This is a genomic window from Streptomyces nojiriensis, assembly GCF_017639205.1.
Classification (GTDB): domain Bacteria; phylum Actinomycetota; class Actinomycetes; order Streptomycetales; family Streptomycetaceae; genus Streptomyces; species Streptomyces nojiriensis.
In genome coordinates this window covers 3,178,306-3,203,441 of the sequence record NZ_CP071139.1, presented here as the reverse complement: position 1 = coordinate 3,203,441, position 25,136 = coordinate 3,178,306, and the positions used below count along the sequence as shown (strand labels likewise).

General features: G+C 73.6%; 26 protein-coding genes and 1 other RNA gene. 15 read left to right on the top strand and 12 right to left on the bottom strand.

From position 1 onward, the window contains the following. The first annotated feature begins 5 nt into the window (after positions 1 to 5). Together JYK04_RS14910 and JYK04_RS14905 are read left to right on the top strand one after the other, a co-directional pair. The gene (locus JYK04_RS14910) at positions 6 to 1,193 is read left to right on the top strand and encodes a lipid-transfer protein (protein WP_189747827.1); all 1,188 of its coding nucleotides are present in this window, start codon (positions 6 to 8) and stop codon (positions 1,191 to 1,193) included. 282 nt (positions 1,194 to 1,475) lie between these two features. Next, on the top strand, positions 1,476 to 1,991 hold the full coding sequence (locus JYK04_RS14905) for a YcxB family protein (RefSeq protein WP_189747829.1): 516 nt from the start codon (positions 1,476 to 1,478) through the stop codon (positions 1,989 to 1,991). A 33-nt stretch (positions 1,992 to 2,024) separates the two neighbouring features. Here JYK04_RS14905 and JYK04_RS14900 read toward each other — a convergent pair whose 3' ends face one another. The 4 genes from JYK04_RS14900 to JYK04_RS14885 form a co-directional block, all read right to left on the bottom strand. Then, positions 2,025 to 2,453: a hypothetical protein gene (locus tag JYK04_RS14900; RefSeq protein ID WP_189747831.1), complete on the bottom strand. Its 429-nt coding sequence runs from the start codon at positions 2,451 to 2,453 to the stop codon at positions 2,025 to 2,027. Positions 2,454 to 2,575: 122 nt separating this feature from the next. Beyond that, complete coding sequence (locus JYK04_RS14895; protein ID WP_030011827.1) at positions 2,576 to 2,845, bottom strand: hypothetical protein; 270 nt, start codon at positions 2,843 to 2,845, stop codon at positions 2,576 to 2,578. Further along, a complete protein-coding gene (locus JYK04_RS14890; protein ID WP_189747833.1) occupies positions 2,832 to 3,386 on the bottom strand; it encodes an RNA polymerase sigma factor in 555 nt (184 codons plus the stop codon). The genes JYK04_RS14895 and JYK04_RS14890 overlap by 14 nt, the downstream gene beginning before the upstream one ends. Positions 3,387 to 3,556: 170 nt before the next feature. Then, on the bottom strand, positions 3,557 to 3,910 hold the full coding sequence (locus JYK04_RS14885; protein ID WP_189747835.1) for a response regulator transcription factor: 354 nt from the start codon (positions 3,908 to 3,910) through the stop codon (positions 3,557 to 3,559). 253 nt (positions 3,911 to 4,163) lie between these two features. Here JYK04_RS14885 and JYK04_RS14880 point away from each other — a divergent pair, with 253 nt between their 5' ends. From JYK04_RS14880 to JYK04_RS14870, 3 genes are read left to right on the top strand one after another with little or no spacing between them, the layout of a single operon-like run. Beyond that, complete coding sequence (locus tag JYK04_RS14880) at positions 4,164 to 5,018, top strand: MaoC/PaaZ C-terminal domain-containing protein (RefSeq protein ID WP_189747837.1); 855 nt, start codon at positions 4,164 to 4,166, stop codon at positions 5,016 to 5,018. Positions 5,019 to 5,074: 56 nt separating this feature from the next. Continuing rightward, positions 5,075 to 6,151, top strand: coding sequence for a Zn-dependent alcohol dehydrogenase (locus JYK04_RS14875; protein WP_189747839.1), 1,077 nt, complete (start codon positions 5,075 to 5,077; stop codon positions 6,149 to 6,151). Positions 6,152 to 6,175: 24 nt separating this feature from the next. Then, positions 6,176 to 7,117 carry a 3-oxoacyl-ACP reductase gene (locus tag JYK04_RS14870; protein ID WP_189747841.1) on the top strand — a complete coding sequence of 314 codons (942 nt, stop codon included), beginning with the start codon at positions 6,176 to 6,178 and terminating at the stop codon, positions 7,115 to 7,117. 29 nt (positions 7,118 to 7,146) lie between these two features. Here the strand turns inward: JYK04_RS14870 and JYK04_RS14865 are convergent, their stop codons facing one another. Further along, complete coding sequence (locus tag JYK04_RS14865; RefSeq protein WP_229876926.1) at positions 7,147 to 8,232, bottom strand: hypothetical protein; 1,086 nt, start codon at positions 8,230 to 8,232, stop codon at positions 7,147 to 7,149. A 382-nt stretch (positions 8,233 to 8,614) separates the two neighbouring features. Between JYK04_RS14865 and JYK04_RS14860 the strand changes: the two genes are divergently transcribed. From JYK04_RS14860 to JYK04_RS14850, 3 genes are read left to right on the top strand one after another with little or no spacing between them, the layout of a single operon-like run. Beyond that, positions 8,615 to 9,475: a Nif3-like dinuclear metal center hexameric protein gene (locus JYK04_RS14860; RefSeq protein ID WP_189747848.1), complete on the top strand. Its 861-nt coding sequence runs from the start codon at positions 8,615 to 8,617 to the stop codon at positions 9,473 to 9,475. Then, positions 9,472 to 10,215, top strand: coding sequence for a zinc ribbon domain-containing protein (locus JYK04_RS14855; protein WP_189747877.1), 744 nt, complete (start codon positions 9,472 to 9,474; stop codon positions 10,213 to 10,215). Before JYK04_RS14860 ends, JYK04_RS14855 begins: the two co-directional genes overlap by 4 nt. Continuing rightward, positions 10,215 to 11,534, top strand: coding sequence for a bifunctional RNase H/acid phosphatase (locus JYK04_RS14850; RefSeq protein WP_189747851.1), 1,320 nt, complete (start codon positions 10,215 to 10,217; stop codon positions 11,532 to 11,534). Before JYK04_RS14855 ends, JYK04_RS14850 begins: the two co-directional genes overlap by 1 nt. 516 nt (positions 11,535 to 12,050) lie before the next feature. Here the strand turns inward: JYK04_RS14850 and rnpB are convergent. Continuing rightward, positions 12,051 to 12,452, bottom strand: an RNA gene (gene rnpB / locus JYK04_RS14845) — RNase P RNA component class A. Between the two features lie 87 nt (positions 12,453 to 12,539). Here rnpB and JYK04_RS14840 point away from each other — a divergent pair. Both JYK04_RS14840 and JYK04_RS14835 read left to right on the top strand, forming a co-directional pair. Continuing rightward, complete coding sequence (locus JYK04_RS14840) at positions 12,540 to 13,274, top strand: MerR family transcriptional regulator (RefSeq protein ID WP_189747853.1); 735 nt, start codon at positions 12,540 to 12,542, stop codon at positions 13,272 to 13,274. Continuing rightward, complete coding sequence (locus JYK04_RS14835; RefSeq protein ID WP_189747855.1) at positions 13,271 to 14,101, top strand: hypothetical protein; 831 nt, start codon at positions 13,271 to 13,273, stop codon at positions 14,099 to 14,101. Before JYK04_RS14840 ends, JYK04_RS14835 begins: the two co-directional genes overlap by 4 nt. Here JYK04_RS14835 and JYK04_RS14830 read toward each other — a convergent pair. Next, a complete protein-coding gene (locus JYK04_RS14830; RefSeq protein ID WP_189747857.1) occupies positions 14,098 to 15,540 on the bottom strand; it encodes an RNB domain-containing ribonuclease in 1,443 nt (480 codons plus the stop codon). The two genes, JYK04_RS14835 and JYK04_RS14830, sit on opposite strands and share 4 nt — an antisense overlap. A 112-nt stretch (positions 15,541 to 15,652) precedes the next feature. Here JYK04_RS14830 and yaaA point away from each other — a divergent pair, with 112 nt between their 5' ends. Then, positions 15,653 to 16,456, top strand: a complete 804-nt coding sequence (gene yaaA / locus JYK04_RS14825) for a peroxide stress protein YaaA (RefSeq protein ID WP_189747859.1) — start codon at positions 15,653 to 15,655, stop codon at positions 16,454 to 16,456. A 213-nt stretch (positions 16,457 to 16,669) separates the two neighbouring features. Here yaaA and JYK04_RS14820 read toward each other — a convergent pair whose 3' ends face one another. Further along, positions 16,670 to 17,419: a bifunctional DNA primase/polymerase gene (locus JYK04_RS14820; RefSeq protein ID WP_189747861.1), complete on the bottom strand. Its 750-nt coding sequence runs from the start codon at positions 17,417 to 17,419 to the stop codon at positions 16,670 to 16,672. Between the two features lie 170 nt (positions 17,420 to 17,589). Beyond that, positions 17,590 to 18,201 (bottom strand): TetR/AcrR family transcriptional regulator, encoded by a 612-nt coding sequence (locus tag JYK04_RS14815; protein WP_189747863.1) that lies wholly within the window; start codon positions 18,199 to 18,201, stop codon positions 17,590 to 17,592. Positions 18,202 to 18,346: 145 nt separating this feature from the next. Here JYK04_RS14815 and ddaH point away from each other — a divergent pair, with 145 nt between their 5' ends. Further along, positions 18,347 to 19,156, top strand: coding sequence for a dimethylargininase (gene ddaH, locus JYK04_RS14810; RefSeq protein ID WP_189747865.1), 810 nt, complete (start codon positions 18,347 to 18,349; stop codon positions 19,154 to 19,156). 181 nt (positions 19,157 to 19,337) lie between these two features. Here the strand turns inward: ddaH and JYK04_RS14805 are convergent, their stop codons facing one another. After that, positions 19,338 to 20,333, bottom strand: a complete 996-nt coding sequence (locus tag JYK04_RS14805) for a small ribosomal subunit Rsm22 family protein (RefSeq protein ID WP_189748631.1) — start codon at positions 20,331 to 20,333, stop codon at positions 19,338 to 19,340. 105 nt (positions 20,334 to 20,438) lie between these two features. Next, a complete protein-coding gene (locus JYK04_RS14800) occupies positions 20,439 to 21,752 on the bottom strand; it encodes a Bcr/CflA family multidrug efflux MFS transporter (protein ID WP_189748628.1) in 1,314 nt (437 codons plus the stop codon). Between the two features lie 108 nt (positions 21,753 to 21,860). Here JYK04_RS14800 and JYK04_RS14795 point away from each other — a divergent pair, with 108 nt between their 5' ends. The 3 genes from JYK04_RS14795 to JYK04_RS14785 all read left to right on the top strand — a co-directional run bounded on the left by JYK04_RS14795 (position 21,861) and on the right by JYK04_RS14785 (position 24,206). Beyond that, on the top strand, positions 21,861 to 22,622 hold the full coding sequence (locus JYK04_RS14795; protein WP_189748625.1) for an SDR family oxidoreductase: 762 nt from the start codon (positions 21,861 to 21,863) through the stop codon (positions 22,620 to 22,622). A 65-nt stretch (positions 22,623 to 22,687) separates the two neighbouring features. Next, positions 22,688 to 23,551, top strand: coding sequence for a PhzF family phenazine biosynthesis protein (locus JYK04_RS14790; RefSeq protein ID WP_189748622.1), 864 nt, complete (start codon positions 22,688 to 22,690; stop codon positions 23,549 to 23,551). 91 nt (positions 23,552 to 23,642) lie between these two features. Continuing rightward, complete coding sequence (locus JYK04_RS14785; protein ID WP_189748619.1) at positions 23,643 to 24,206, top strand: GNAT family N-acetyltransferase; 564 nt, start codon at positions 23,643 to 23,645, stop codon at positions 24,204 to 24,206. 57 nt (positions 24,207 to 24,263) lie between these two features. Here the strand turns inward: JYK04_RS14785 and efeU are convergent, their stop codons facing one another. Continuing rightward, complete coding sequence (gene efeU / locus JYK04_RS14780) at positions 24,264 to 25,121, bottom strand: iron uptake transporter permease EfeU (RefSeq protein WP_189748618.1); 858 nt, start codon at positions 25,119 to 25,121, stop codon at positions 24,264 to 24,266. Between the last annotated feature and the right edge of the window lie 15 nt (positions 25,122 to 25,136).

Sequence of the window (25,136 nt, the reverse complement as noted above, 5' to 3'; positions counted from 1 at the left end):
CGGGCATGAAGTCGTACATCGTGGGCGTCGGCATGACGAAGTTCGAGAAGCCGGAGTCGCGGGACTGGCAGTACTGGGACATGGCGAAGGAGGCCGGATCGGCGGCGCTCGCCGACGCGGGCATCGGCTACGACCTGGTGGAGCAGGTCCCGGTGGGGTACTGCTTCCAGGCCTCCACGGCCGGCCAGCGGGCCGCGTACGAGCTGGGGCTCTCCGGGGTGCCGGTCTACAACGTCAACAACAACTGCGCGACGGGCTCGACGGCGCTGATGATGGCGCGGCAGTTCGTACAGGGCGGGATCAGCGACTGCGTGCTCGCGCTGGGCTTCGAGAAGATGAAGCGCGGCGCGCTCGGGGGCGGGGCCGACGGAGGCGACTTCAAGACCTCGCCGGTGGCCCGGCACTACGGGATCATGGCCGCGGGCCACGGCTTCGAGATGTCCCCGCCCACGGCGCAGATCTTCGGCAACGCGGCGCGCGAGCACATGGAGCGGTACGGGACCACGGCCGCGCAGCTCGCGGCGGTCGGCGCGAAGAACCACCGGCACTCGGCGAACAACCCCAACGCGCAGTTCCAGGACGTGTACTCGGTCGAGGAGATCCTGGCGGCGAAGGAGATCCACGCGCCGCTGACGAAGCTCCAGTGCTCGCCGACCTCGGACGGCGCGGCGGCGGCGCTGGTGGTGTCCGAGCGGTTCCTGGTGCGGCACGGGCTGCACGACAAGGCGGTGGAGATCGTCGGCCAGTCGATGACGACGGACACCGAGGCCTCCTTCGCCTCGGGCTCCTGCATCGACGTGGTCGGCAAGCCGATGACGGCGGCCGCGGCCCGGCAGGCGTACGAGGCCTCGGGGCTCGGCATCGAGGACGTGGACGTGGTGGAGCTGCACGACTGCTTCTCGATCAACGAGCTGCTGACGTACGAGGCGCTGGGCATGTGCGAGGACGGCGCCGCCGGGAAGCTGGTGGAGTCGGGCGCGACCACGTACGGCGGGCGGTGGGTGGTCAACCCCTCCGGGGGGCTGATCTCCAAGGGGCATCCGCTGGGGGCGACGGGGCTGGCGCAGGCCGCGGAGCTGGTGTGGCAGTTGCGCGGCGAGGCCGGTCCGCGGCAGGTCGCAGGGGCGCGGGTGGGGCTGGCGCACAACATCGGGCTGGGCGGCGCGGCGGTGGTGACGCTGCTGCGGAGGTAGGCCGTCTCTTCCGGATCTTGTCGGCCGAGCCCGGGTCGTCCGGTGCCACGGGGCCTCCCCAGGCCCGCCAGGGCCGAGGGGAAGCATGGCAAGGCGGAGGGGCGCCCGTGTACTGGACGTACTCGGGCGCCCCGACAACGCGGCGAGGTGCGGTGCCAGGCGTCGCGGGGCAGGCGGGACTTTGCGGACACGGCCTAGCCCCCGGCGGGGCCGCCGCTCCCCGGGCGGGGCCCTGCGGAACGCGCTTTCGGGCATGGGGGCGGAGCGCTAGGCTCCGCTCCCGTGAGTGAGATACGTGAGGTGTCCTTCAGTGCCACCGGCAGTGTGACCAGGGACGAGTACGACGAGGCCGCCAAGGCGGCGGGGCTGTTCCGGCGGGGGCGGGTGGTGGCCGCCCTCGGTACGGTCCTCCTCGCTTCGGCGGGCGTGACGCTGTCCTCGGAAGGTCTCACCGTGCACCCCGTCCCCCTCGCGATCGCGGCGGCGTACGGCCTCGTCGCGCTGCTTCTGCTGCCGCGGTGGGCGGTGGCCCGGGGCTTCCGCAGCGGCAGGGCCGCCGAGGAGAAGCGGGTCGTGGTGGACGGCACGGGCATCGAGGTGTTCCGCGGCGGGGAATCGCAGCGGATGGTGTGGGACGAGGTGCGCTACTACCACGAGACGCCCCGGCTGCACGTGTTCGTGGGCCGCTCGCGCCGCCGGACGTGTCTCGTGGCGCTGCCCAAGCGGCTGTTCACCGCCCCGGGCGAGAGCGAGCTCCTCGGCGCCTTCGGGCACGAGCAGGCCGGCGACGGCTCGTAGCGGCCCGGCCCGGCCCCGCCCGGCCCGCCCCGGTCAGAGCTTCTGGATGTCCTTGTGCACCACGTCGGAGCCGGGGTGGTCGGCTGCCAGGCGCACCTTGAGCGGGTGGCCGACCGGCGCCTTGATGATGATGTCGGGGTTCTCTCCCAGGCCGGTGCCGTTGCAGGAGGGCTCGCTGGTCAGGTTGGTCCAGCCGTTCACGTTGTGCGGGTCGTTCCACGACACCCAGGCGCAGTCGCGCTCGCCGCTGGTGATCGACACCGAGATGATCCTGACCGCGTTCGCCGCGCCGTCGACGCGCTCGTAGATCACCGTCCCGATGTTGTGGTGGAGGCCCTGGCCGGCGTCCAGGTCGACCTGGAGGACCGGGCCGGCCGGGGCGTCGGCAGCGGCCGGGGCCGCGCCTCCCGCGAGGGTCGCGAGCACGAGTGCGGCGGTGGTGGACAGGGCGGACAAGCGCATGGGTTCTGCCTCCACGAAGCTGGGTTGAGGGGCTCTCATCCTGGTCCAGCAGGTGGATGCGCGCTGCTGCGGAATCCGTCAAATCGGTGGCCGGGACCGTACGGTTGAGCCCATGCAGGGTGTCAGCGGGACGCCGGCTTCAGTTCGCATCGGCCGTCCGTGCACTCCCGTTGCAGGCGGCCCCGCGAGAGCGTCTGCGCCAGTCCGATCGCCCAGCACATCGGGCAGCCGCGCAGGGCCACCAGGCCGATCGGGGCGAGGGCCAGGGTGACCGGTCCGTAGAGCGGGAGGAGGGCGAAGGCGCCGATCAGGGCGCCGAGGCCGACCGCGCCGCGGAGCAGGTGCCGGGGCAGGGAGGAGCTCGCGAAGTCGGGGCCGTCAGTGATCGTCATCGTTGCCTCCAGGAGCCGGGTACAGGGTGTGGCGCAGGGCCGCGCGGGCCCGGTGCAGCCGTGATTTCATCGCGGCGGGGCTGAGCCCGAGCGCGTCCGCCGCCATCCGCCCGCTGTAGCCCTGGATGTCCCGCATGATCAGCACCCGCCGCTGGTCGGCGGGGAGGGCGGCGATCGCCCGCGCCACCCGGGCGGCCTCCAGGTGCTCCAGTACCTCGTCCTCGGCCGACATCACGGCGGAGTCGGGCAGCGGGGCGCGCTCGCGCGGCACCAGCCGGGCCCGGCGCATGCACTCGTTGCGGACGATGCGGAACATCCACGAGGCCAGGGCGCCGGACGCGCGCAGCATGCCGATCTTCCGGTAGAGGATGATCAGCGCCTCCTGGGCGGCGTCCTCGGCGTCCTCGGGGGAGGCGCACAGCGAGTACGCGAACCTCCGCACGTTCGGGTGCGATCCGGAGACCAGCGCGGTGACGGCGTCGAGGTCCCCGCCCTGCGCGGCGAGGATCAGCGGCTCGGCGGGCCAGGTCGACTCAGCCACGGGAGCGGCTCCGCCGGCGCGCCACGAGGACGGTGCAGGTGCAGAGCAGGAGCAGTACGACGGCGCCTACGGCGACAGCAGTGATCACGACAACCTCCGGGTCAGGTGCCGAACCTCTGCGCCGGCACATGCATAAGAGGCGTGCGAGCCGCAAAAGGATTCACCGGGGTTCACCCCAGGGCGGGGTCCACCACGGTCTCGCCCGTCGAGGCGCGCCGGACGCAGTCCGCCAGGTCCGCGACCGGGCCGTCCCGCAGCACCAGCCCCACCGCGCCCGCGGCGAGGGCTGCCTCCGCCAGGCCCGGGTGCGCCGAGCCCGTCAGGACGAGCACCCGGCACTCCGGGTCGTCGGCCAGCAGGGCGGTCACGGCCGCGAGCTCCTCCACCAGGGCCACCGCGGGCCGGGCCATGGGGTCCCGGACGACCTCGATGTCCGGCTGGAGGCCGAGCTGGAGCGCCAGGGCCGGATTCGGCGGCTCCAGCAGGACGCGCAGGGCGCGCACCTCACGGTGGTCAACAGGCATTTCTTCCACCCGGGCAGGGTATTGCCCCGCCTCCCGGCGGGCACGCAACACGCCCCGCACGCAGCGGATCTGACGTGAAGTCAAGAGTCTTCCCAAGTGTGGGGGCGTGCGTTATACATTCCCTCACCGGCCGGGCCTAGAACGCGTTCTAGAACCGGCCCCCGCATACGACCTCGGTGCGGCCGACGGTGCGGACGGCCGCGCCGAGGTCTTCCACGGCCCCGGTTCTCCAACGACAGGGAGCAGCATCCCCATGCCGATCGATGCCGCCAAGGCCCTCGCCGCCGACCCCCGCCTGGGGGACATCGGCTGGGACCACAAGGACATCCAGCTCTACCACCTCGGCCTCGGCGCGGGCCTGCCGGCCACCGACCCGGACGAGCTGCGCTACACCCTCGAATCCAAGCTCCACGTCCTGCCCAGCTTCGCGACCGTCGCCGGCGCCGGCATGGCCATGCTCGGCGGCCTCGCCGCACCCGGGATCGACGTCAACCTCGCCGCCGTCCTGCACGGCGGCCACTCCATCGAGCTGCACCGGCCCATCCCCGTCAAGGGGCGGGCCACCTCCCGCTCGAAGGTCGCCGCCGTCTACGACAAGGGCAAGGCGGCCGTGATCGTGCTGCGCTCCGAGGTCGCGGACGCCGACGGCCCGCTGTGGACGAGCGACGCGCAGATCTTCGTACGCGGGGAGGGCGGCTTCGGCGGTGAGCGCGGACCCTCGGCCAAGGAGGAGCTCCCCGGGCGCGCGCCCGACCGGACCGAGGAGCGGCACATCCGCGAGGACCAGGCGCTCCTCTACCGCCTCTCCGGCGACTGGAACCCGCTGCACGCCGACCCCGAGTTCGCCAAGCTGGCCGGCTTCGACCGGCCGATCCTGCACGGCCTGTGCTCGTACGGGATGACCCTCAAGGCCGTCGTCGACACGGCCCTGGGCGGGGACGTCTCCCGGGTCCGCGCCTACCGCACGCGCTTCGCCGGGATCGTCTTCCCGGGCGAGACCCTGCGGATCCGGATGTGGCAGGAGCCCGGCCGGGTCCAGGTCTCGGTGACCGCCGCAGAACGGGACGACGCGCCGGTCCTCGCCGACACCGTCGTCGAACACGCGTAACCCAGAGGACGAGAACAGGCGAGAACAAGACCGTACGAGACCCAAGGAGCCGCACCGTGCGCGCAGCACTGCAGAGCGAGATCGGCCAGGACAAGCTCGAGGTCGTCGACGACATGGAGGCCGTCGGCCTCGGCCCCGGCAAGGTGAAGATCCGGATCAAGGCCACCGGCCTGTGCCACTCGGACCTCTCCGCGATGAGCGGCGTCCTGCCACAGCCCGCCCCCTTCGTCCCGGGCCACGAGGGCTCCGGGGTGATCTCCGACGTCGGTGACGGGGTGACCACCCTCAAGCAGGGCGACCGGGTCCTCGTCTGCTGGCTGCCGCCGTGCGGCCACTGTCCCTCCTGCAAGCGCGGCCAGGGCCACCTGTGCCTGGCGAGCCTGGTCAACGCGGGCACCCCCAACTTCCGCCGCGCGGGCGGCGACATCTTCGGCTTCGCCGCGACCGGCACCTTCGCCGAGGAGCTCGTGGTCGACGCCGCCTGCGCCGTCCCGATCCCCGACGACGTGCCCTTCGACATCGCCGCGCTCATCGGCTGCGGTGTCACCACCGGCCTCGGCGCCGCCATCAACACCGCCAAGGTGGAGGCCGGATCCTCGGTGGCCGTCATCGGCTGCGGCGGCGTCGGCATATCCGTCATCCAGGGGGCCAAGGTCCAGGGCGCGGCCCAGATTATCGCCGTCGACCCGGTGGAGTCGCGGCGCGAGGCGGCCCTGCGGTTCGGGGCCACCGAGGCCGTGGGGCCGGAGGCCTTCGACGACGCCAAGAACCGGATCACCGGCGGCGAGGGCTTCGACTACGTCTTCGAGGTCGTCGGCAAGTCCGCCACCGCGCAGACCGCCTACAAGATGACCCGCCGCGGCGGGAGCGTGGTGATCGTCGGCGCGGGCGCGCTGGACGACAACTTCCAGATCGACATGTTCTCGCTCTTCTTCGACGAGAAGAAGATCCTGCCGTCGATGTACGGCGGCGGGGACGTGCTCCGCTCCTACGAGCGCACCATCGCGCTGTGGCGGGCCGGCCGGGTGGACCTGGCGAGCCTGATCACGCACCGGGTGCAGCTCGCCGAGATCAACGACGCGCTCGACCAGATGCGTACGGGTGTCGCCCTGCGCACCTGCATCGAACTCTGACCCGCTCTGAGAGGAACGCTACGGATGTCACTCCCACTTGAGGGGCTCTCCGCCATCGTGACGGGTGCGGGCCGCGGGCTCGGCCGGGCCGAGGCGATCGAGCTCGCGCGGCTCGGCGCGAGCGTGGTCGTCAACGACTTCGGCCAGCCGGGCCGGGACGGCTCCGGGGGGGCCTCGGCCGCCCCGGCGGAGGAGGTCGCCGCGGAGATCCGCGCGGCGGGCGGCCGGGCGGTGGCGCACCTGGGCGACGTGGCCGACTTCGAGCAGGCGCGGGAACTGGTCGAGCTGGCGGTGTCCAGCTTCGGGAAGCTGGACGTGCTGGTCAACAACGCGGGCATCCTGCGCGACCGGATGGTCTTCTCGATGTCGGAGGAGGAGTGGGACTCGGTGATCCGGGTCCACCTCAAGGGCCACTTCAACACCACCCACTTCGCGTCCGCGCACTGGCGCGAGCGCTCGAAGGCGGCGGGCGGCCCGGTCTACGGCCGGATCGTCAACACCTCCTCCGAGGCCTTCCTCGGCGGTTCGGCCGGCCAGCCGAACTACGCGGCGGCCAAGGGCGGCATCGTGGGCCTGACCACCTCGACCGCGCTGGCGCTCGCGAAGTACGGGGTGACGGCCAACGCCATCTGCCCGCGCGCCCGTACCCGGATGACCGAGGACGTCTTCGCCGGCTTCGAGGTCCCGGAGGAGGGCGAGCTGGACGCCCTCGCCCCCGAGCACGTCGCACCGCTCGTCGGGTACCTGGCCTCGCCCGCCTCCGCCAGGGCCAACGGCCAGCTGTTCGTCGTCCACGGCGGGATCGTGGTCGTCATGGAGCGCCCGAAGGTGGCCGCCAAGTTCGACACGGCCAAGGAGTCCTTCTCCTTCGAGGAGCTCGACGGGCTCCTGACCCCGCACTACGCGTCCCGCCCGGCGAACGAGACCTTCGCCGCGGCGGAGGTGCTGGGCCTCAAGCACGGCTAGGCCTGTAGGAAGGCGAGCGCCCTCCGTTCCTATCGCCCGGCCAGCGGTGCCTGCTGGAGGGGGACGGGGCGGGGGGCGGTCGGCGTGGGCGGATCCAGGACCACCACCGGCGGGGGCGGGGGCGGGGAGGCCGGCAGGTTCAGGCCGACGATCCCGCAGGGCACCTCGGGCGTCGCGTACGGCAGGTGCAGGCGGCCCTGCGGGCTCCACAGCCCGGTCCCGCCGAGCCAGCCCGCCGGGGCGCCGAGCCGGAAGACGCGCCGGTCGGCGGGGCGCCACAGGCCGATGTCGCCATCGGGCAGCCGCAGCGCCACCCCGGAGGTCTCCGGCATCAGGGACTGGCCGGGCTGGGCCGCGAACGGGTACGCGTCCCCCAGCCGGGCCAGGCACTCCGGGAAGCGGACGGGCAGGGAGCTGCCCGACACGCCCCAGCCCAGGCGCGAGGTGCCCGGGGCGTCGGAGCGGATCAGCAGCAGCCCGCTGTCCGGGTCGGCCAGCAGCAGCCGGTCGTCGCTGTCCTCGGTGATCTGCAGCAGCGGGGACACCTCGGCGCGCCCCAGGTCCACGGCGACGGCCTTGGTGGTGCCGTCCAGCTCGCGGTCCAGGGCCAGCAGCCGGCCCGCCCGGTCCAGCCAGACGCCGCCCGAGCACCGCCCCGGGATCCGGGCGACGGGCTGCGGCCCCGACGGGCCCCCGGCCACCTGCCAGACCGTGCTCACGGTGTCCTCCGCAGCCAGGGCGAAGGCTGCGGTTCCGCCCGGGCACGGCGGGAGCAGGCGCACCCGTACGCCCTCCCGCACGTCCACCCCGCCCAGCTGGAGCTCCCCGGTGCTCGGCCCGGCCTCGGCCCCCGTCGGGTACAGCAGCGCGAAGGCGTGCCGCTCCGCCACCCGCCGGTGGATCAGCACGCGCCCGTCGGCCAGCGGCAGCACCTCGCTGTCCGCCTCCTCGGGCTGCGCGAGCGGCAGCGGTACCGCGTACGGCTCGGGCCCGGCGAGGGTCCAGCGCTCCGCGTAGAGCGCGTCGCCCTCCCCGGCCAGCCGGGCCGCGTACGACCCGTCCGCGGCAATGCTGAACGCGGCCGTGGTCGTCATTTCGATGGCACAGACGGTCATCCGTGGTCACCTCCGGGGGGGAAGCTAGTTTTCGGGCTTCCCGGCGAACAACACCACCAACACCGCTTCACACATACGGGTGTCCGGGCGGCGATTCGCGCGTGCCGGACGAGGCGGTTGTGCTGCGCGGCCCGTCCCTGCGGCTCCGCGGGCCCGTGCCGGGGCGCTCCGCTGCGGAAGGGGCGACGGCCGTCAGTCCCTCGAAGTCCTGCGTGGCGGCGCGCGGTGGTCCTCGCGGCGCCGCGGGCACGGGGCCGGGGGCGGCTCGGGCGGGCTGGGGCCCGGGTGGGAATCAGACGATCTGTCCGACCCGGAAGGGCAGGGCCCCGTTCGGCAGGGCTGGCCTGACCGGGACGGTCGCCCCGGACGGTAGCCTTGGCCCGTGCCCCGTCTCTCTGAAGTCATCGCCGCGCTGGACGCTCTCTGGCCCCCCTCGCGGGCCGAGCAGTGGGACGCCGTCGGAACCGTCTGCGGCGACCCGGACGCCGAGGTCACCCGGGTCCTGTTCGCGGTGGACCCCGTCCAGGAGATCGCCGACGAGGCGGTGAAGCTGGGCGCCGACCTGATCATCACCCACCACCCCCTCTACCTGCGGGGCACCACCACCGTCGAGGCCGGCACCTTCAAGGGCCGCGTCGTGCACACGCTGATCAAGAACGACATCGCGCTGCACGTCGCCCACACCAACGCCGACACCGCCGACCCGGGAGTCTCCGACGCCCTCGCCGGCGCCCTCGGCCTGCGGATCACCGGCCCGCTGGTGCCCGACCCGAGCGACCCGGAAGGCCGCCGGGGCCTCGGCCGGATCTGCGAACTGGACCACCCCGAGACCCTGCGCGAGTTCGCCGCCCGCGCCGCGGCCTGGCTGCCGCCGACCGCCCAGGGCATCCGCGTGGCCGGCGACCCGGACGCGATGGTCCGCCGCGTCGCCGTCAGCGGCGGCTCCGGCGACAGCCTCTTCGCGCAGGTCCGCGCCGCCGGCGTGGACGTGTTCCTGACCGCCGACCTGCGCCACCACCCGGTCTCCGAGGCCCGCGAGACGAGCCGCCCGCTCGCCCTCGTCGACGCCGCCCACTGGGCCACCGAGTGGCCCTGGTGCGAGCAGGCCGCAGCCCAGCTCGACGCGATCTCCGAGCGCCACGGCTGGGGTCTGCGGACCCACGTCTCGCGCACGGTCACCGACCCGTGGACGGCCCACGCGCCGTCCGTCACACCCCCTTCTATCTCTGGAGCCCCCAACTGAACGCCGAGCCCGCCGACCAGATCCGACTTCTCGACGTCCAGGCGCTGGACGTCCGGCTGTCTCAGCTCGCCCACAAGCGCAAGTCGCTCCCCGAGCACGCCGAGCTCGACTCGCTCACCAAGGACCTCGCGCAGCAGCGCGACCTGCTCGTCGCCGCCCAGACCCAGGCGAGCGACACCGCGCGCGAGCAGACCAAGGCGGAGCAGGACGTGGACCAGGTGCGCCAGCGCGCCGTCCGCGACCAGCAGCGGCTCGACTCGGGCGTGGGCATCTCGGCCCGGGACCTGGCGAACCTGCAGAGCGAGGTCGTCTCCCTCGCCAAGCGCCAGGGCGACCTGGAGGACGTGGTCCTGGAGGTCATGGAGCGTCTGGAGGGTGCGCAGGAGCGCGTCACCGGGCTGACCGAGCGCGTCTCGGCCCTGGAGGCCAAGACCGCGGACGCCACCGCGCGCCGGGACGCGGCGACCGCCGAGATCGACGCCGAGGTCGCGAAGGTCACCAAGGACCGCGAGGTCATCGTCGCGTCGATGCCCGCCGACCTGATGGCGCTGTACGAGAAGATCCGCGTCAAGCAGGGCGGGGTCGGCGCCGCGCGCCTCTACCAGCGCCGCTGCGAGGGCTGCCGGCTGGAGCTCGACATGGCCGAGGTCAACGAGATCAAGGCCGCGGCGCGCGACCAGGTCGTCCGTCACGAGAACTGCGGCCGCATCCTGGTCCGTACGGCCGACTCGGGCATCTGATGCCGCAGTTTGTCGTGGAGGCGGACGGCGGGTCCCGGGGCAACCCGGGGCCGGCCGGCTACGGCGCTGTGGTGCTCGACCCGGCGACGGGCGAGACGCTGGCCGAGCGTGCCGAGTACATCGGCGTCGCGACGAACAACGTGGCCGAGTACAAGGGCCTGATCGCCGGGCTCACGGCGGCCCGCGACCTGGCGTCCGACGCGCAGGTCCTGGTCCGGATGGACTCGAAGCTGGTCGTCGAGCAGATGTCGGGCCGCTGGAAGATCAAGCACCCGGACATGAAGCCGCTCGCGGCCGAGGCCGCGCGGATCCTGCCGCGCGCCCAGGTGACGTACGAGTGGATCCCGCGCGAGCAGAACAAGCACGCGGACCGGCTCGCGAACGAGGCCATGGACGCGGGCAAGCGCGGCAGGCAGTGGGAGCCGTCGGCGTCCACGGCCGCCCTCGACCACGGCGCGGCGCGCGCCCTGGCCACCCCGCCGGCGCCGGCCGGCCCGCCGGGGGACGCGGCGAAGGGCGCCGCGGCCGTCCGCGCGGCGCTGGTCGCCTCCTCCGGAGCCGCGGCCACGACCGCCCAGGAGCTCGCCGACACGCTGTTCGCCGACGCCGAGACCCTGGCGGACGCCATCGAGCCCTGCCTCGACGCCGATGCCCCGGCGGTCGCCTCGGGCACTCACGGCTGGGGCCCGGACATGGGGGCGCCGGCCACCTTCGTGCTGCTGCGGCACGGCGAGACCGCCCTCACCCCGCAGAAGCGCTTCTCCGGCAGCGGCGGCAGCGACCCCGAACTGTCCCCGGCCGGCCACCGGCAGGCCGCCGCCGTGGCCGAGGCGCTCGCCGTCCGCGGCACCATCCAGACGGTCATCAGCTCCCCGCTGCTCCGCTGCCGTGAGACCGCCCACGCGGTCGCGGACCGCCTCGGCCTCACCGTGACGGTCGAAGAGGGCCTGCGCGAGGTGGACTTCGGGGCATGGGAGGGGCTGACCTTCGCCGAGGTGCAGCAGCGCTTCCCGGACGACCTCCAGGCCTGGCTGGACTCCCCGAAGGCGGCCCCCACGGGCGGCGGCGAGAGCTTCATGTCCGCCACCCGCCGGATCTCGGCCACCCGCGACCGCCTGCTGTCCGCCCACGCGGGCCGCACGGTCCTGCTGGTCACCCACGTGACCCCGGTCAAGATCCTGGTCCGGCTGGCGCTGGGAGCCCCGCCGGAAGCCCTGTTCCGCATGGAGCTCTCGGCGGCCTCCCTCTCGGCGGTGGCCTACTACGCGGACGGGAACGCCTCGGTCCGTCTCCTGAACGACACGTCCCACCTGCGGTAGCCCTGGCGGGGGGCCGGGCGGGGTCCGGTCGCGGTGCGGTGCCCCTGGCGGGGGGCTGGGCGGGATCCGGGCTCGGTGCCGTACCCCTGGCGGGGGGGCCGGGCCGGATCCGTCGCGGTGCAGGCCGGTGCGCGGGGCCGGGCAGGGGTGTCTCCTCGGCTCGCGCGGTCGGGCATGTCTCGGCTGTGGATCGGGGGTGCGCGCTCGTCCTGCGGGGACACCCCTGCCCGTCCCCGCTCCCCACGCGTCGGGGCGGCTTCGGGGGCACTGCCGAAGTCCTGCCGTGGGGTGGGGACACGGCGGAGTGTCCCCGCAGGACGAGCGCGCACCGCCGGGTACAGCCGAGACATGCGGTACCGCGCGAGCCGAGGAGACACTCCGGCGGGGCACCGCCCCACACCACCCAGCCCCGCCGGCGATTGAGGCGCGGGGTCCGGGGCAGAGCCCCGGCACCACCGGCCGGCAGGAGCCGAGCCGGAGAGAGAACCGCTTGCCCCCGAACGGGAGTGGAAGCGGCAGACGAGCCGGCCTGTACGCCGGGTTCTGTCGCCCGGTGACCTCGCGGTCGCCGGGGAGACGGCCATCCATCTAGGACCGGTGTTGCCACCGGCCTCGTGCGGTCTACCCGCGAACTCGGGCGGGCAGCCCTCGAGCGTTCGCGCAGACCCGTCCGGGGACGGATCCTCTTGACCTTGCTCCGGGTGGGGTTTACCTAGCCGCCTGAGTCACCTCAGGCGCTGGTGGTCTCTTACACCACCGTTTCACCCTTACCGAGGGCCGAAGCCCCTGGCGGTCTGTTTTCTGTGGCACTGTCCCGCGGGTCACCCCGGGTGGGCGTTACCCACCACCCTGCCCTGTGGAGCCCGGACGTTCCTCGGCGGGATCCGAGGATCCCGACGCGGCCGCCCGGCCGACTCGTCTGCCGTGGCGACCATGTTACCCGGGGCGACGGCCGTGCCCGACCTCGCTTGACCTTGACGCAGCGGCAGGGTTTCTACTGGGGGCATGCGGATCGGAGAGATCGCCGCGGTCGTCGGGCTCACCACCCGGGCGATCCGGCACTACCACCATGTCGGGCTGCTCCCGGAACCGGAGCGGCGTCCCAACGGCTACCGGGCCTACAGCCTCCGCGACGCCGTGCTGCTGGCCCGCGTACGCCGGCTCACCGAGCTCGGGCTCAGCCTCGACGAGGTGCGGGACGTCCTCGCGGACGACGCCGGGCGCGAACTCGCCGACGTCCTCACGGAACTCGACGCCGACCTCGCCCGGCAGGAGGCCGAGATCCAGGAGCGGCGGCGCCGCCTCGCCGTGCTGCTCGCCGCCGGGCCCGGGGAGGCCGAACCGCTCTCGCCCGGGCTCGCCGCGCTGCTGGCGAAGGCGCCGCAGACCGACTCGCCGGCCGCCGCGAAGGACCGCGAACACCTGACCCTGCTCGATGCGACGGGGGCGGGCGGCCAGGAGATGTACGCCGCGCTCGGGCCACTGGCCGCCGATCCCGCCGTGCTCGCCCTGTACGTGCGCCTCGACGAGCTCGCCGACGCGCCCGTGGACGACCCGCGGATCCCGCCCCTGGCGGCGGAGCTGGTGGCGGCCGTCCCCGACGAGGTGTTCGCCGCGATCCCCGCCGACGGGGTGGTCGTGACCGGGTTCAAGGAGGCGCTGCTCGCCGAGTACGCGCCCGCGCAGGCCGAAGTCGTCCGCCTCGTCATGGAGGCGTTCATCGAGAGGGGGCGGGGATGACCCGCATACGGGCGGCGCGCATCGCCGTCACCGCCGTCGTCCCGGCGGAGCTGGTGCTCGTGGTGTGCCTGGCGGCGGGGGTGCGCCTGCCCGGGTGGGCGCTCGCCGCCACCGAGGCGCTCCTCGTCGGAGTGCTGCTGCTGGAGGCCCGGGTGCTGTACGGCCTCTACGCCTCCGAGCGGGCCCGTGGCGCCGACCGGCGGGCCGCCGGTCGCGCGGCGGTCCGGGCCGTGGTCCCCGTACAGGTGCGGCGGCTGGTGCTGCACGAGCTGCGCGCCGCCGCCTCCCTCGGCCGGTGGGCCGTCCGCGGCAGGCACGGGGTGCGCCCCGGGGACCTCGCCGCCGCGTACACCGGACCGCAGACGGCCATGATGTACGGGATGCTCTTCGTGTCGGTGATCGAGACCATCGGCCTGGCCCTGCTCATCCCCTGGCCGACGGTGCACCGGGTGGTGCTGGTGCTGGACGTGTACGGAATCCTGCTCGTCCTCGCGCTGCACGCCGCGTGCGTGACCCGGCCGCACGTGGTCCGCCCCGACGGGTCCCTGCGGATCCGCTACGGGGCCCTGTTCGACCTGGCCGTACCGGCGGACGCGGTGGCCTCCGTACGGGTGGACCGGCGCTATCCCGAGGGCCGGCTGGTCACGCTGTCCGAGGACGGGGTGCTCGACCTCATCGTCGGCAGCCAGACCTCCGTCACCCTGGAACTGAACCGGCCGCTCCCCTTCACCCGGCCGCTCGGCGCCACGGGCGAGGCCCGGACCGTCCGCTTCCACGCCGACGACCCGCGCGCCCTCGTCACCGCCCTGCGCCGACAGCCGGCCTAGACCGGCGCGAAGAGGATCTTCGACGTGCCCGGGTCGGCCTCCGTCAGCCGGACCCGGATCCGGTCGCCCAGGGGCAGGTCGAGCGTGGTGGACCGGACGCGGCCGACGACCGCCGGGTCCTCCAGGTGGACCGTGCCCACCAGCGGCTCCCGGTCCTTGACGTCGATGACCGTGGCCTCGAAGGTCTCCCCGACCCGGTCCTTCAGCACGGCGGCCTCGACCAGGTCCACGGACTCCCGTTCCACCGTGTTCGCCAGCCGGCCGCCCTCCGCCATCTCGTCCGGGAGCGCGGGGAGCGCCGCCATGACCCACGCCGGGGGTTCGGTCCCGGCCATCGCCGCCACGCACAGTTCCCCGGTGTACCGGTCGACGAGGCGGCGCAGCGGCGCCGTGCAGTGCGTGTACGGGGCCGCCACCGCGGAATGGATCGCCGGGTCGGGGCTCTCGCCGCCGGTGAAGGCCGTGTAGCCCGCGCCGCGCAGCAGGGCGGTGCACTCCTGGAGGAAGGCGGCGTGGGCGGGGCGGTGCGGGTCGAGGGAGCGCACGAGTTCGGCGTACGGCACGTGGTGCGGCCAGTCGATCCGCAGGGCCTTCGCGGTCCGCCGGAGCCGGCCGACAGCGCCGTCGGGGGCGCTGGGCAGCGTACGCAGGATGCCGGTGCCGGTGGCCAGCATCAGATCGGCCGCGGCCATGCCGGTCATCAGGGAGAGCTGCGCGTTCCACCCGTCGGCGGGCAGCGGGGCGCGGTAGGCCAGGGCGTACGTGCCGTCGCGCGCGACGATCTCCTGCTCGGGCACGTTGAGGGAGATGCCGCCGCGCGCCTGTTCCAGGGCCTCGCGGAGCCGGCCGATGTCCTTCAGGAGGGCGAGCGGCTCCTCCGCCGTTCCGGTGTCGATGGCCTTCTGGACGCCGTCGTAGTCGAGCCGGGCCCGGCTGCGGATCAGCGCGCGGCGGACGTCGACGGTCTCGACCCGGCCGTCGGGGTCCAGGTCGAAGCGCCACACCAGGGCCGGGCGGACCTGGTCGGGCAGCAGGCTGGCCGCGCCCTCCGAGAGGACGGCGGGGTGCAGCGGGACGTTTCCGTCGGGGAAGTAGAGGGTGGTCACACGGCGGTGGGCCTCGGAGTCGAGCGCTCCGCCGGGGGTGACGAACGCGGCGACGTCGGCGATGGCGTAGTGCACCCGGTATCCGCCGCCGGAGCGCTTCGCCAGGTGCATGGCCTGGTCGAGGTCGACGGAGGCCGGCGGGTCGATCGTGAAGAAGGGGATGTCCGTACTGTCCAGGTCGGGGAGGCTGGGGTGCGCCGCCGCGTGCTCGGCCTCGGCGAGGACTGCGGCCGGGAACGCCTCGGGCACCTCCAGCTTCGTCCGCAGTTCACGCAGCGCGGCCCGCAGAGCAGCCCCGTCTGCGCCGGTCATGTGCATCTGACGGCGTGGCATGCGTCGAGCGTAGGTGCGGGGGGCGCGGACGGCGCGGCGAGCGGGGGCGGCGGACGTCTACCCTGGCCCGGGGGCCGCACCCCCTGCGATGTCGTACCGAAGGAGAACCACCGTGCTCGTGCTGCTGCCGCCGTCCGAAGGAAAGGCCGCCGGCGGCTCCGGCGCACCCCTGAAGCCGGAGGCGCTGTCGCTGCCCGGTCTGGCCCCGGCCCGTGCGGCGGTGCTGGAGGAGCTGGTCGAGCTGTGCGCGGCGGACGAGACGAAGGCGCGCGAGGTGCTGGGCCTGAGCGAGGGCCTGCGCGGCGAGGTCGCCAAGAACGCGGAGCTGCGTACGGCGGGGGCCCGGCCGGCGGGCGAGATCTACACGGGCGTGCTCTACGACGCGCTGGGCCTGGCCGACCTGCCCGCGGCGGCGCGGGCGTCGGCCGAGGCCGCGCTGCTCGTCTTCTCGGGGCTGTGGGGCGCGGTGCGGGTCGGCGACGCGATCCCCTCGTACCGCTGCTCGATGGGGGTGAAGCTGCCCGGGCTGGGCGCGCTCGGCGCGTACTGGCGGGGGCCGATGGCGGAGGTCATGCCGGAGGCGGCCGGAGACGGGCTGGTGCTGGACCTGCGGTCGGCGGCGTACGGGGCCGCGTGGAAGCCGAAGGGTGAGGTGGCGGGGCGGACCGCGACCGTCCGGGTGCTGCACTCGCAGCTGGTGGACGGGGTGGAGAAGCGGTCGGTGGTGAGCCACTTCAACAAGGCGACGAAGGGGCGGCTGGTCCGGGACCTGCTGCTGGCCGGTGCCGCCCCGGCTTCGCCCGCGGAGCTGGTCACGGCCCTGCGGGACCTGGGGTACACGGTCGAGGCCGAGGCCCCCGCGAAGGCGGGCAAGGCCTGGTCCCTCGACGTGGTGGTCACGCAGATCCACCACTGAGCCGGGCGCGGCGCCGTTGCCGGGGGCGCTGCCCCCGGACCCCCGCGCCTCAAACGCAGGCGGGGCTGAATTTTGGCTGAGCTGCGCCCGTACGTGCCGCCCGGCGGGCTGCATTGCCCGCAGGGCAATTTCAGCCCCGCCAGGGGGCACCTCCCAGCGGTAGCTGGGGGAGTTTGAGGCGCAGGTCCGGGCGGAGACCGGTGGGGTCCGGGGCTAGCGGCCCAGGGGCCAGGCCACCGTGGCGGGGGCGTGGTCGGCGGCGCCGGCGTAGGTGGCGCAGGCGTCGGTGAGGGTTTCCAGGAGGGTGAGCGGGTCCGGGAGGGGGTGCTCCATGCCGCGGATCCAGGTCACCGACCGGTCACCGGGGAGGGCCGCCGGCGGGACCAGCACGTAGCTGCCGCGGCAGTGCCAGCGCAGGCCCGGGTGTTCGTCCATCGTCTCGGGGTGGCAGTCCAGTGCGCAGGGCCACCACTCGTCCTCGTCCTCGGGGGTGCCGCGGGTGGCGGTGAAGAAGAGCATCCGGGCCTGGTCGCCGGTGCCGCCCGACTCGGCGACGGGGCCCACCTTGATGCCGGCGAGCAGGAGTCGGTCGAGGGCGTCGGTGCCGGCTTCCAGCGGGACGTCGAGTACGTCGTGGACCATGCCGGTCGCGGTGATGAAGTTGGCCTGGGGCTGGTTGCGCGCCCAGCGTTCGACCTGTGCGCGGTCGGTGGTCGACTGGGTCTGCCAGGCGAAGGAGACGGGGTGCCGTGCGGGCGTCGGACAGCCGATCCGGTCGCACGAACATCGGTAACCGGCGGGATGGGCGGCGGGGGCGAGCGGCAGGCCCGCGGCGGCGACGGCCAGGAGGAGCGCCTCGCGCTCCGCTCCCGGATCTTCGGCGGTGGGTTTCTGCCGCCGGCGCAGCCACTGGGAAATCCTGCTCTGCTCGCCGCGTTTGACGCGGCCGGACTCAGACCCCATCTATCCCCTCACCTCACCGTATCCCCGGCGGACCAACCCATGGTCCCACCATCCTGAGCCCCGGGTGACCGCTCTGGACGACCGGGGGGTTGGAGATGCACGGCCGGAAATCCCCACATAGCCATAGAAACAGGCCAAATGTTCTCGGCCGATCTTCGATTCCCTGCCCGCTATCGGGCGGTGACGTTGGCCACCCCACCTAGCACCCGGTCCACGAGCGCGTCGGTGTACGCGTGCGTCAGGGGCGCGGTGCGCATCAGCCAGCGGTAGGTGAGCGGTCCGACGAGCATCTCGACCGTGAGGCGCAGGTCCGTGTCCGGCGCGAGCCGGCCGGCCTCGCGGGCCGTGCGCAGCCGGGCCTCGTACAGGGCGAGCTGGGGCTCCAGCAGCCGCTCGGTGAAGCGGGCGCCGAGCTCGGGGTCGGTGGCCCCGGCCGCCGTCAGGGCGCGTGCGGGGGCGTCGTACTTCTCGTCGTTGAACTCGTCGACGGTCGCCCGCATGACCTGCTTCAGGTCGGCGGCGAGGTCCCCGGTGTCGGGGAAGCCGGTCCACCCGGCCTCCGTCTCCGCGTCCCCGGCGAGGGCCACGGAGGCGTCGAGGAGGACGGCGGCCTTCGACGGCCACCAGCGGTAGATGGTCTGCTTGCCGACGCCCGCGCGGGCGGCGATGGCCTCGATGGTCAGCTTGTTGTAGCCGACCTCCCCGACGAGGGCGAGCGCGGCGTCGAGGATGGCGCGCCGGGAGCGGTCGCTGCGGCGGGTGGCGTCAGGGGTCTTGGGCATGGCCCGAAAGTATCAAAGCGAGACGTCTCGTCTTTTCACAGGTTTGCGTAAACCACCCAATCAGTTCACTGTGCTGTCCAGGTGGAGGAGAGACGATTCTCTCCAGCACTCGACCCCGAGTCGTGAAAGTCGTGAGGAGCCTTCTTTGCGCAGAGACGCCACACCCCGGCGCTACCTGATGTGCCCACCCGCACACTTCAAGGTCACGTACTCCATCAATCCGTGGATGGATCCCACGAAACCGGTGGACCTGCCCCTCGCACTGGCCCAGTGGGAAGACCTGAGGGACCGCTACCGCTCCCTCGGACACGTCGTCGAGACCCTCGAACCCGACCCCGGGCTGCCCGACATGGTCTTCGCGGCGAACGGGGCCCTCGTCGTCGACGGCCGGGTCCTCGGGGCCCGGTTCGCCTACCCGGAACGGGCCGCCGAGGCCGAGATCCACCTCGACTGGTTCCGTACCCACGGCTACCCGGACATCCACGAGCCGTCCCACGTCAACGAGGGCGAGGGGGACTTCGCGGTCACCGAGAACTACATCCTGGCCGGCCGGGGCTTCCGCTCCAGTCCGCTCTCGCACGACGAGGCCCAGGAGTTCTTCGGCCGCCCGGTCATCGGCCTCGACCTGGTGGACCCGCGCTACTACCACCTGGACACGGCGCTCAGCGTCCTCGACGGCGACGAGATCATGTACTACCCGGACGCCTTCTCGCCCGGCAGCCAGGGAGTGCTCAGGCGGCTCTTCCCGGACGCCCTCATCGCCGACGGCCGGGACGCGGCCGCCCTCGGCCTGAACGCGGTCTCCGACGGCCTGCACGTCCTGCTCCCGCAGGCGGCCACCGGACTGCTGGAGCCGCTGCGGGACCGGGGGTTCGAGCCGGTCCCGATGGACCTGGGCGAGCTGCTCAAGGGCGGCGGCAGCGTGAAGTGCTGCACCCAGGAGCTGCGGCCCTAGGCCGTGTCCGCAAAGTCCCGCCTGCCCCGCGACGCCTGGCACCGCACCTCGCCGCGTTGTCGGGCCGCCCGAGTACGTCCAGTACACGGGCGGCCCTCCGCCTTGCGATGCACGGCACCAGACGCCGCGGGGCCCGCCCTCCGGGCGGCCGGAGCTACTTTGCGGACACGGCCTAGGCCGTCTACGCCGGGGGCCAGGCCTGGCCCCAGTCGGCGTCCCGGGCGGCCTTGTAGAGGTCGCCGTGGCGCTTGGTCACATTGACCCGGGTCAGGCCCTCACCCTCGGGGCCGCACAGCTCCAGCAGGACGAGCCCCTTCCGGATCTGCGGCTTCCGCGTGATCCGGGAGGTGGCCGGCTCCGTCGGGAAGCGGGTTGCGGCGACGTAGCTGAACTTCTCGTCCTCGTACGGGAGCGAGCCGCCCTTGACCTGCCGGTGCAGCGAGGACCGGCTGACCCGCGCAGAGAAGTGGCACCAGTCCTTGCCGACCTCGATCGGACAGGTCCCGTCGTGCGGGCACGGGGCGGCGATCCGCAGCCCGGCCTCGATCAGCTGGTTGCGGGCCTCGCGGATGCGCAGGTACCCCTCCGGCGTGCCCGGCTCGATCAGCACCACGGCCTGGCCGGCCCGCGCCGCCTCGGCGACGACGGCCGTGCGCGCCGGCGCGGTCAGTTCGCCCAGTACGTACGACACCGTCACCAGGTCGGCCTCGGGCAGGCTCAGCCCCGAGCCGATGACGGCCCGCCGCCACGCGGCCCCGCGCAGCACCTCGGAGGTCGAGGCGGCCGCCAGTTCCCGGCCGAGGGCCAGGGCCGGCTCCGCCCAGTCCAGCACCGTGGTCTCCCGCGGGCCGTCCCAGGTGGCGTCCACCGCCCAGGTCGCGGCGCCCGTACCGCCGCCCACGTCCACGTGCGAGCCCGGCGCCCAGTCGGGCGCCGCCTCGGCCAGCCCGTCGAGGGCGCTCCGGACGGCCTCGAAGGTGGCGGGCATCCGGTACGCCGCGTACGCCGCCACGTCGGAGCGGTCGCGCAGCACGGGCGCGTCGGTCGGGGTCTGCCCCCGGTAGCTGGCGATGAGCCGCTCGACGGCGGCCGCGGCCTGCTTGGGCGGGAGCCCGTCGAGCAGCCCGCCGAGCGTGCGGCGGAGGGTGTCGGCGGAGGTGGGGGCGGAGGCGTTCACCTGCGAAGTTTATGACGCCGGTCCGGGGCGGGGCCGCCGACCCCGGGCGGGGCCGGCTGGTCCGGTGCGGCTCGAGGACCGGGGCTCCGCCCCTGACCCCGCGCCTCAAACGCCGGCGGGGCCGGATTGGGCGGATGTGGTCTGCCACGGGCGGCACAGGCCGAGGAAGGTGCTCACGGCGAGGAGGGCGCAGACCAGCTGGACCAGTGCCATCGGCACCGCCGTGTCCTCGCCCGCGATGCCCACCAGCGGCGAGGCGATCGCGCCGATCAGGAACGAGGAGGTGCCGAGCAGCGCGGAGGCCGATCCGGCCGCGTGCGGGGTCCGCATCAGGGCCTGCGCGTTGGTGTTCGGCAGCACCACGCCCATGGCCGACATCAGGACGAACAGGGCGGCGGCGATCGGGGTCAGCCCGACCTCCCCGAACACTCCGGTCGACATCAGCAGCAGCGACACCGCGGCGGCCAGGACCACCGCGAGCCCGACGCCCAGCACCTTGTCCAGGCGGACCCGGCCCACCAGCAGCTTGCCGTTGATCTGGCCGACGAGGATCAGGCCGACGGAGTTCAGCCCGAAGAGCAGGGAGAAGGCCTGGGGCGAGGCCCCGTAGATCTCCTGCACCACGAACGGCGAGGCGGATATGTAGGAGAAGAGCACGGCGAAGGAGAAGCCGCCGGTCAGGGTGTAGCCCGCGAAGACGCGGTCGCCGAGCAGCCCGCGCATGGTCCGCAGGGCCGAGCCGACGCCGCCGGTGTGCCGCCGCTCGGGCGGCAGGGTCTCGCCGAGGCCGCGCCAGACCATCAGGGTGAGGACCGTGCCGACGACGGTGAGGACGACGAAGACCCCGCGCCAGTCGGCGAAGCGCAGCACCTGGCCGCCGATGAGCGGGGCGATGATCGGGGCGGCCCCGGATATGAGCATCAGGGTGGAGAAGAAGCGGGCCATCTCGTCCCCGTCGTACAGGTCGCGTACGACGGCCCGGGCGATGACGATCGCGGCGGCGCCGGCCAGGCCCTGGAGCAGCCGGAAGGAGATCAGCAGCTCGGTGGTCGGGGCGAGCGCGCAGATCGCGGTGGCCAGGACGTAGACGACCATGCCGATGAGCAGGGGCCGGCGGCGGCCCCACTTGTCGCTCATCGGGCCGATGACGAGCTGGCCCAGGGCCATGCCGGCGAGGCAGGCCGTGAGGGTGAGCTGGATGGTCGCGGCAGGGCTGTGCAGGGCGTCGGTGACCTGCGGCAGGGCCGGCAGGTACATGTCCATGGAAAGCGGGGGGAGGGCGGTGAGCCCGCCGAGCACGAAGGTGACCAGAAGGCCCGTACGGCGGGCGGCCGTCAGGGGCGCTGTGGCGGTGGGGGCAGAGGGCGAATCGGGCGACGAGTCGTGCGAGGCGGCCGTCGCGGGGCCTCTCTCCGACATGCGGAACTCCAGTCTTCTCATCTGATCTACGCACCCCTGACCGACCCATGCTCTCAGCAATCGGAACGTCCGGGGAACGCGGCGCCGTGTGACGTACCCTGCGGCCCCATGGACGAAAGTACGAAGAAGATCGCCGTGGTGACCGGCGCCGGCTCAGGGATCGGCCGCTCCGTGGCGCTGACCCTGGCCGCCGCGGGCTGGGCCGTGGCCGTGGCCGGCCGCCGCACCGAGCCGCTGCAGGAGACCGCCGCGGCCGCCGGGAAGGCCGCCGACGTGCTGTGCGTCCGGGCGGACGTGGGCGACCCGGACGACGTCACTGCGCTGTTCGAGTCGGTCCGGGCCCGGTACGGGCGCCTCGACCTGCTCTTCAACAACGCGGGCACCTTCGGACCGGGCGGAGTCCCGCTGGAGGACCTCACCTACGAGGCCTGGCGCTCGGTCGTCGACGTCAACCTCACCGGCGCCTTCCTCTGCGCGCAGGCCGCCTTCCGGCAGATGAAGCGGCAGGACCCGCAGGGCGGCCGGATCATCAACAACGGCTCCATCTCGGCGCACGTGCCGCGCCCGAACTCCATCGCCTACACCGCGACCAAGCACGCGATGACCGGCCTGACCAAGTCCCTGTCGCTGGACGGGCGGCCCTACCGGATCGCCTGCGGCCAGATCGACATCGGCAACGCGGCGACCGATATGACCGAGCGGATGCAGACCGGCATCCTCCAGGCCAATGGTCAGCTGGCCGTCGAGCCGGTGATGGACGCCGCCGACGTGGCCCGCACGGTCCTGCACATGGCGGAGCTCCCGCTGGAGGCGAACGTGCAGTTCGCGACGGTGATGGCGACCTCGATGCCGTACATCGGCCGCGGCTGAGCCCCGCGGGATCCACCGCCCGAAACGCATTGCCAGGCCGCCGGGACGCAGTCGATCATGTCGGCATGACCGACACCGAGGTACTGCGCTACACGGCCTTCTCCCACGACCCGGACGGCGGCAACCCCGCCGGGGTCGTGCTCGACGCCGCCGGACTGGACGAGCGCGCCATGCTGGAGATCGCCGCCGGGCTGGGCTACAGCGAGACGGCGTTCCTGACGGCCCCGCCCGAGGGGTTCGGCGGCGAGGAGGGCCGGTCCTTCACCGTGCGCTACTTCAGCCCGAAGGCGGAGGTCCCCTTCTGCGGGCACGCGACCGTGGCCACGGCCATCGCGCTGGGGGAGCGGATCGGGCCGGGCGAACTCCTGCTCGCCACCCGCGCGGGGACCGTACCGGTGTCCGTCACCTCCGAGGGCGGGCAGCTGCGGGCCACGCTCACCAGCGTCGAACCGCACACCGAGGAGATCGGCGCGGCGGACCTCGCCGAGGCACTGGCCGCGCTGGACTGGCCCGAGGCCGACCTGGACCCGGCGTTCCCGCCCGCCATCGCCTACGCCGGAGCCCGGCACCTGGTGATCGGCGCCCGCACCCGGGCCCGGCTCGCCGACCTGGCCTACGACTTCGCCCGGCTGGAGGCCCTGATGCGGCGCCTGGACCTCACCACGGTCCAGCTGGTGCACCGGGCCGGCCCGGCGGAGTTCCACGTACGCAACCCCTTCCCGGTGGGCGGCGTGGTCGAGGACCCCGCCACGGGAGCGGCCGCGGCCGCCTTCGGCGCGTACGCCCGCGAGCGCGGCCTGGTCCCGGCGGACGCCGTGCTCACCCTCCACCAGGGAGCGGACATGGGCCGCCCCGGGGTGCTCACCGTGGAACTGCGCGCCGGTGACCCCCGGGTCAGGGTGGGCGGCGAGGGCGTCCGCATCCCGTGAGCACCGTCCAGCCCTGCCGGAGTTTGAGGCGCGGGGGTCCGGGGGCAGCGCCCCCGGCAACGGTGCTGCGGCAGAGTCGGGAGGTCCGCCCATGAGGGTGATCGGATATGCCGAGGCGGACCTGCCCGCGGGCCCGGCCCGGCAGGTTGCCGAGCTGGAGGCGAGAGTGTGGCCCGGCTCCACGCCCGGCCATGACCCGGCGCTCCACCCGAGGACGATGCTGCTCGTGGACGCGGTCGGCACGGTGATCGCCGCGCTGTCGCTGCTGTACAAGCCGATTCCGCTCGCGGACCGCACGTATCGGGCCGCCGGACTCAGTTCCGTGGTCACCCTGCCGGAGCTGCGCGGCCGGGGATGCGGAGCGCGGCTGGTGGCGGCGGCCCGCGCCGAGCTGGCGGCCGACCCGGCCGTGGACCTGGCGCTGTTCAGCTGCGACCGGCCCCTGGCGGCCTTCTACGAGGCGGCCGGCTTCGACGTGCTGCCCGGCACGGTCCTGGTGGGCGGGACCCCCGAGGATCCCCTGGCCACCGACGAACCCGGCTTCGACAAGGTGGTGCTCGCGGCCTTCTTCACGGACGACCCGGGCCGGGACCGCGCCGCCTTCACGGGCGTCCGCGTCCCGCTCCACCCCGGAAACACCGACAGGCTGTGGTGACGGGCCCGAAGGCCCTTCACCACAGCCTGTCGGCGACAGCCGTCCGGCCGCCCGCCCTCAGCCCGCGGGCGTGGAGTCCGAGTCCGCGGGCCGCACCTGCGGCGCGGCCGCCGGGCGGCCACGGTCGAGCAGGAACAGCGTCAGCACGGGGACCAGGTACAGCAGCCACACCGAGAGCTGGAGGACGGTCGGGTCGGGCTGGAAGTTGAAGACGCCCTTGAGCAGGGTGCCGTACCAGCTGTCCGGCGGGATCGTCTGGCTGATGTCGAAGGCCTTGTCGCCCAGGCCGCCCAGGAAACGGGCCTCCTGGAGGTCGTGCACCCCGTACGCGAGCACACCCGCGGCCACGACCACCAGCATGGCGCCGGTCCACCGGAAGAACTTCGCCAGATTGATCTTCAGCGTGCCCCGGTAGAAGAGGTACCCCAGGGCGATCGCCGTGGCGATGCCCAGCAGCACACCGATCAGCGGAGCCGAGGAACCCTCGCCGCTCGCCCGTACCGACGCCCACACGAACAGCGCCGTCTCCAGGCCTTCCCGGCCGACGGCCAGGAAGGCGGTGGCCACCAGCGCCCCGGTGCCCATGGCCAGCGCCGTGTCCAGCTTGCCGTGCAGATCGGCCTTCAGATGCCGCGCGGTGCGCTTCATCCAGAAGACCATCCACGTCACCAGACCCACGGAGACGATCGACAGGGTGCCGCCGAGCAGCTCCTGCGCCTCGAAGGTGAGCTCCTGGGTGCCGAATTCGAGCATCGCGCCGAAGGCGAGGGAGATCCCGCAGGCGATCGCGATGCCCAGCCACACGGGACGCAGGGCGTCCCGGCGCTCGGTCTTCACCAGGTAGGCGACGAGGATGCAGACGACCAGACTGGCCTCCAGCCCCTCGCGCAGGCCGATCAGATAGTTGCCGAACACGGCGGTTGTTCCTCT

Bases quoted from the DNA above. Each gene is read 5' to 3' on its own strand.
- JYK04_RS14910 (WP_189747827.1), top strand. From the start codon at position 6: ATGAAGTCGTACATCGTGGGCGTCGGCATGACGAAGTTCGAGAAGCCG.
- JYK04_RS14820 (WP_189747861.1), bottom strand. From the start codon at position 17,419: ATGGGGTCTGAGTCCGGCCGCGTCAAACGCGGCGAGCAGAGCAGGATT.
- JYK04_RS14830 (WP_189747857.1), bottom strand. From the start codon at position 15,540: ATGCCACGCCGTCAGATGCACATGACCGGCGCAGACGGGGCTGCTCTG.
- JYK04_RS14895 (WP_030011827.1), bottom strand. From the start codon at position 2,845: ATGACGATCACTGACGGCCCCGACTTCGCGAGCTCCTCCCTGCCCCGG.
- JYK04_RS14795 (WP_189748625.1), top strand. From the start codon at position 21,861: ATGGACGAAAGTACGAAGAAGATCGCCGTGGTGACCGGCGCCGGCTCA.
- JYK04_RS14790 (WP_189748622.1), top strand. From the start codon at position 22,688: ATGACCGACACCGAGGTACTGCGCTACACGGCCTTCTCCCACGACCCG.
- JYK04_RS14870 (WP_189747841.1), top strand. From the start codon at position 6,176: ATGTCACTCCCACTTGAGGGGCTCTCCGCCATCGTGACGGGTGCGGGC.
- JYK04_RS14885 (WP_189747835.1), bottom strand. From the start codon at position 3,910: ATGCCTGTTGACCACCGTGAGGTGCGCGCCCTGCGCGTCCTGCTGGAG.
- JYK04_RS14785 (WP_189748619.1), top strand. From the start codon at position 23,643: ATGAGGGTGATCGGATATGCCGAGGCGGACCTGCCCGCGGGCCCGGCC.
- JYK04_RS14865 (WP_229876926.1), bottom strand. From the start codon at position 8,232: ATGACCGTCTGTGCCATCGAAATGACGACCACGGCCGCGTTCAGCATT.
- JYK04_RS14880 (WP_189747837.1), top strand. From the start codon at position 4,164: ATGCCGATCGATGCCGCCAAGGCCCTCGCCGCCGACCCCCGCCTGGGG.
- JYK04_RS14800 (WP_189748628.1), bottom strand. From the start codon at position 21,752: ATGTCGGAGAGAGGCCCCGCGACGGCCGCCTCGCACGACTCGTCGCCC.
- JYK04_RS14840 (WP_189747853.1), top strand. From the start codon at position 12,540: ATGCGGATCGGAGAGATCGCCGCGGTCGTCGGGCTCACCACCCGGGCG.
- JYK04_RS14815 (WP_189747863.1), bottom strand. From the start codon at position 18,201: ATGCCCAAGACCCCTGACGCCACCCGCCGCAGCGACCGCTCCCGGCGC.
- JYK04_RS14900 (WP_189747831.1), bottom strand. From the start codon at position 2,453: ATGCGCTTGTCCGCCCTGTCCACCACCGCCGCACTCGTGCTCGCGACC.
- JYK04_RS14835 (WP_189747855.1), top strand. From the start codon at position 13,271: ATGACCCGCATACGGGCGGCGCGCATCGCCGTCACCGCCGTCGTCCCG.
- JYK04_RS14850 (WP_189747851.1), top strand. From the start codon at position 10,215: ATGCCGCAGTTTGTCGTGGAGGCGGACGGCGGGTCCCGGGGCAACCCG.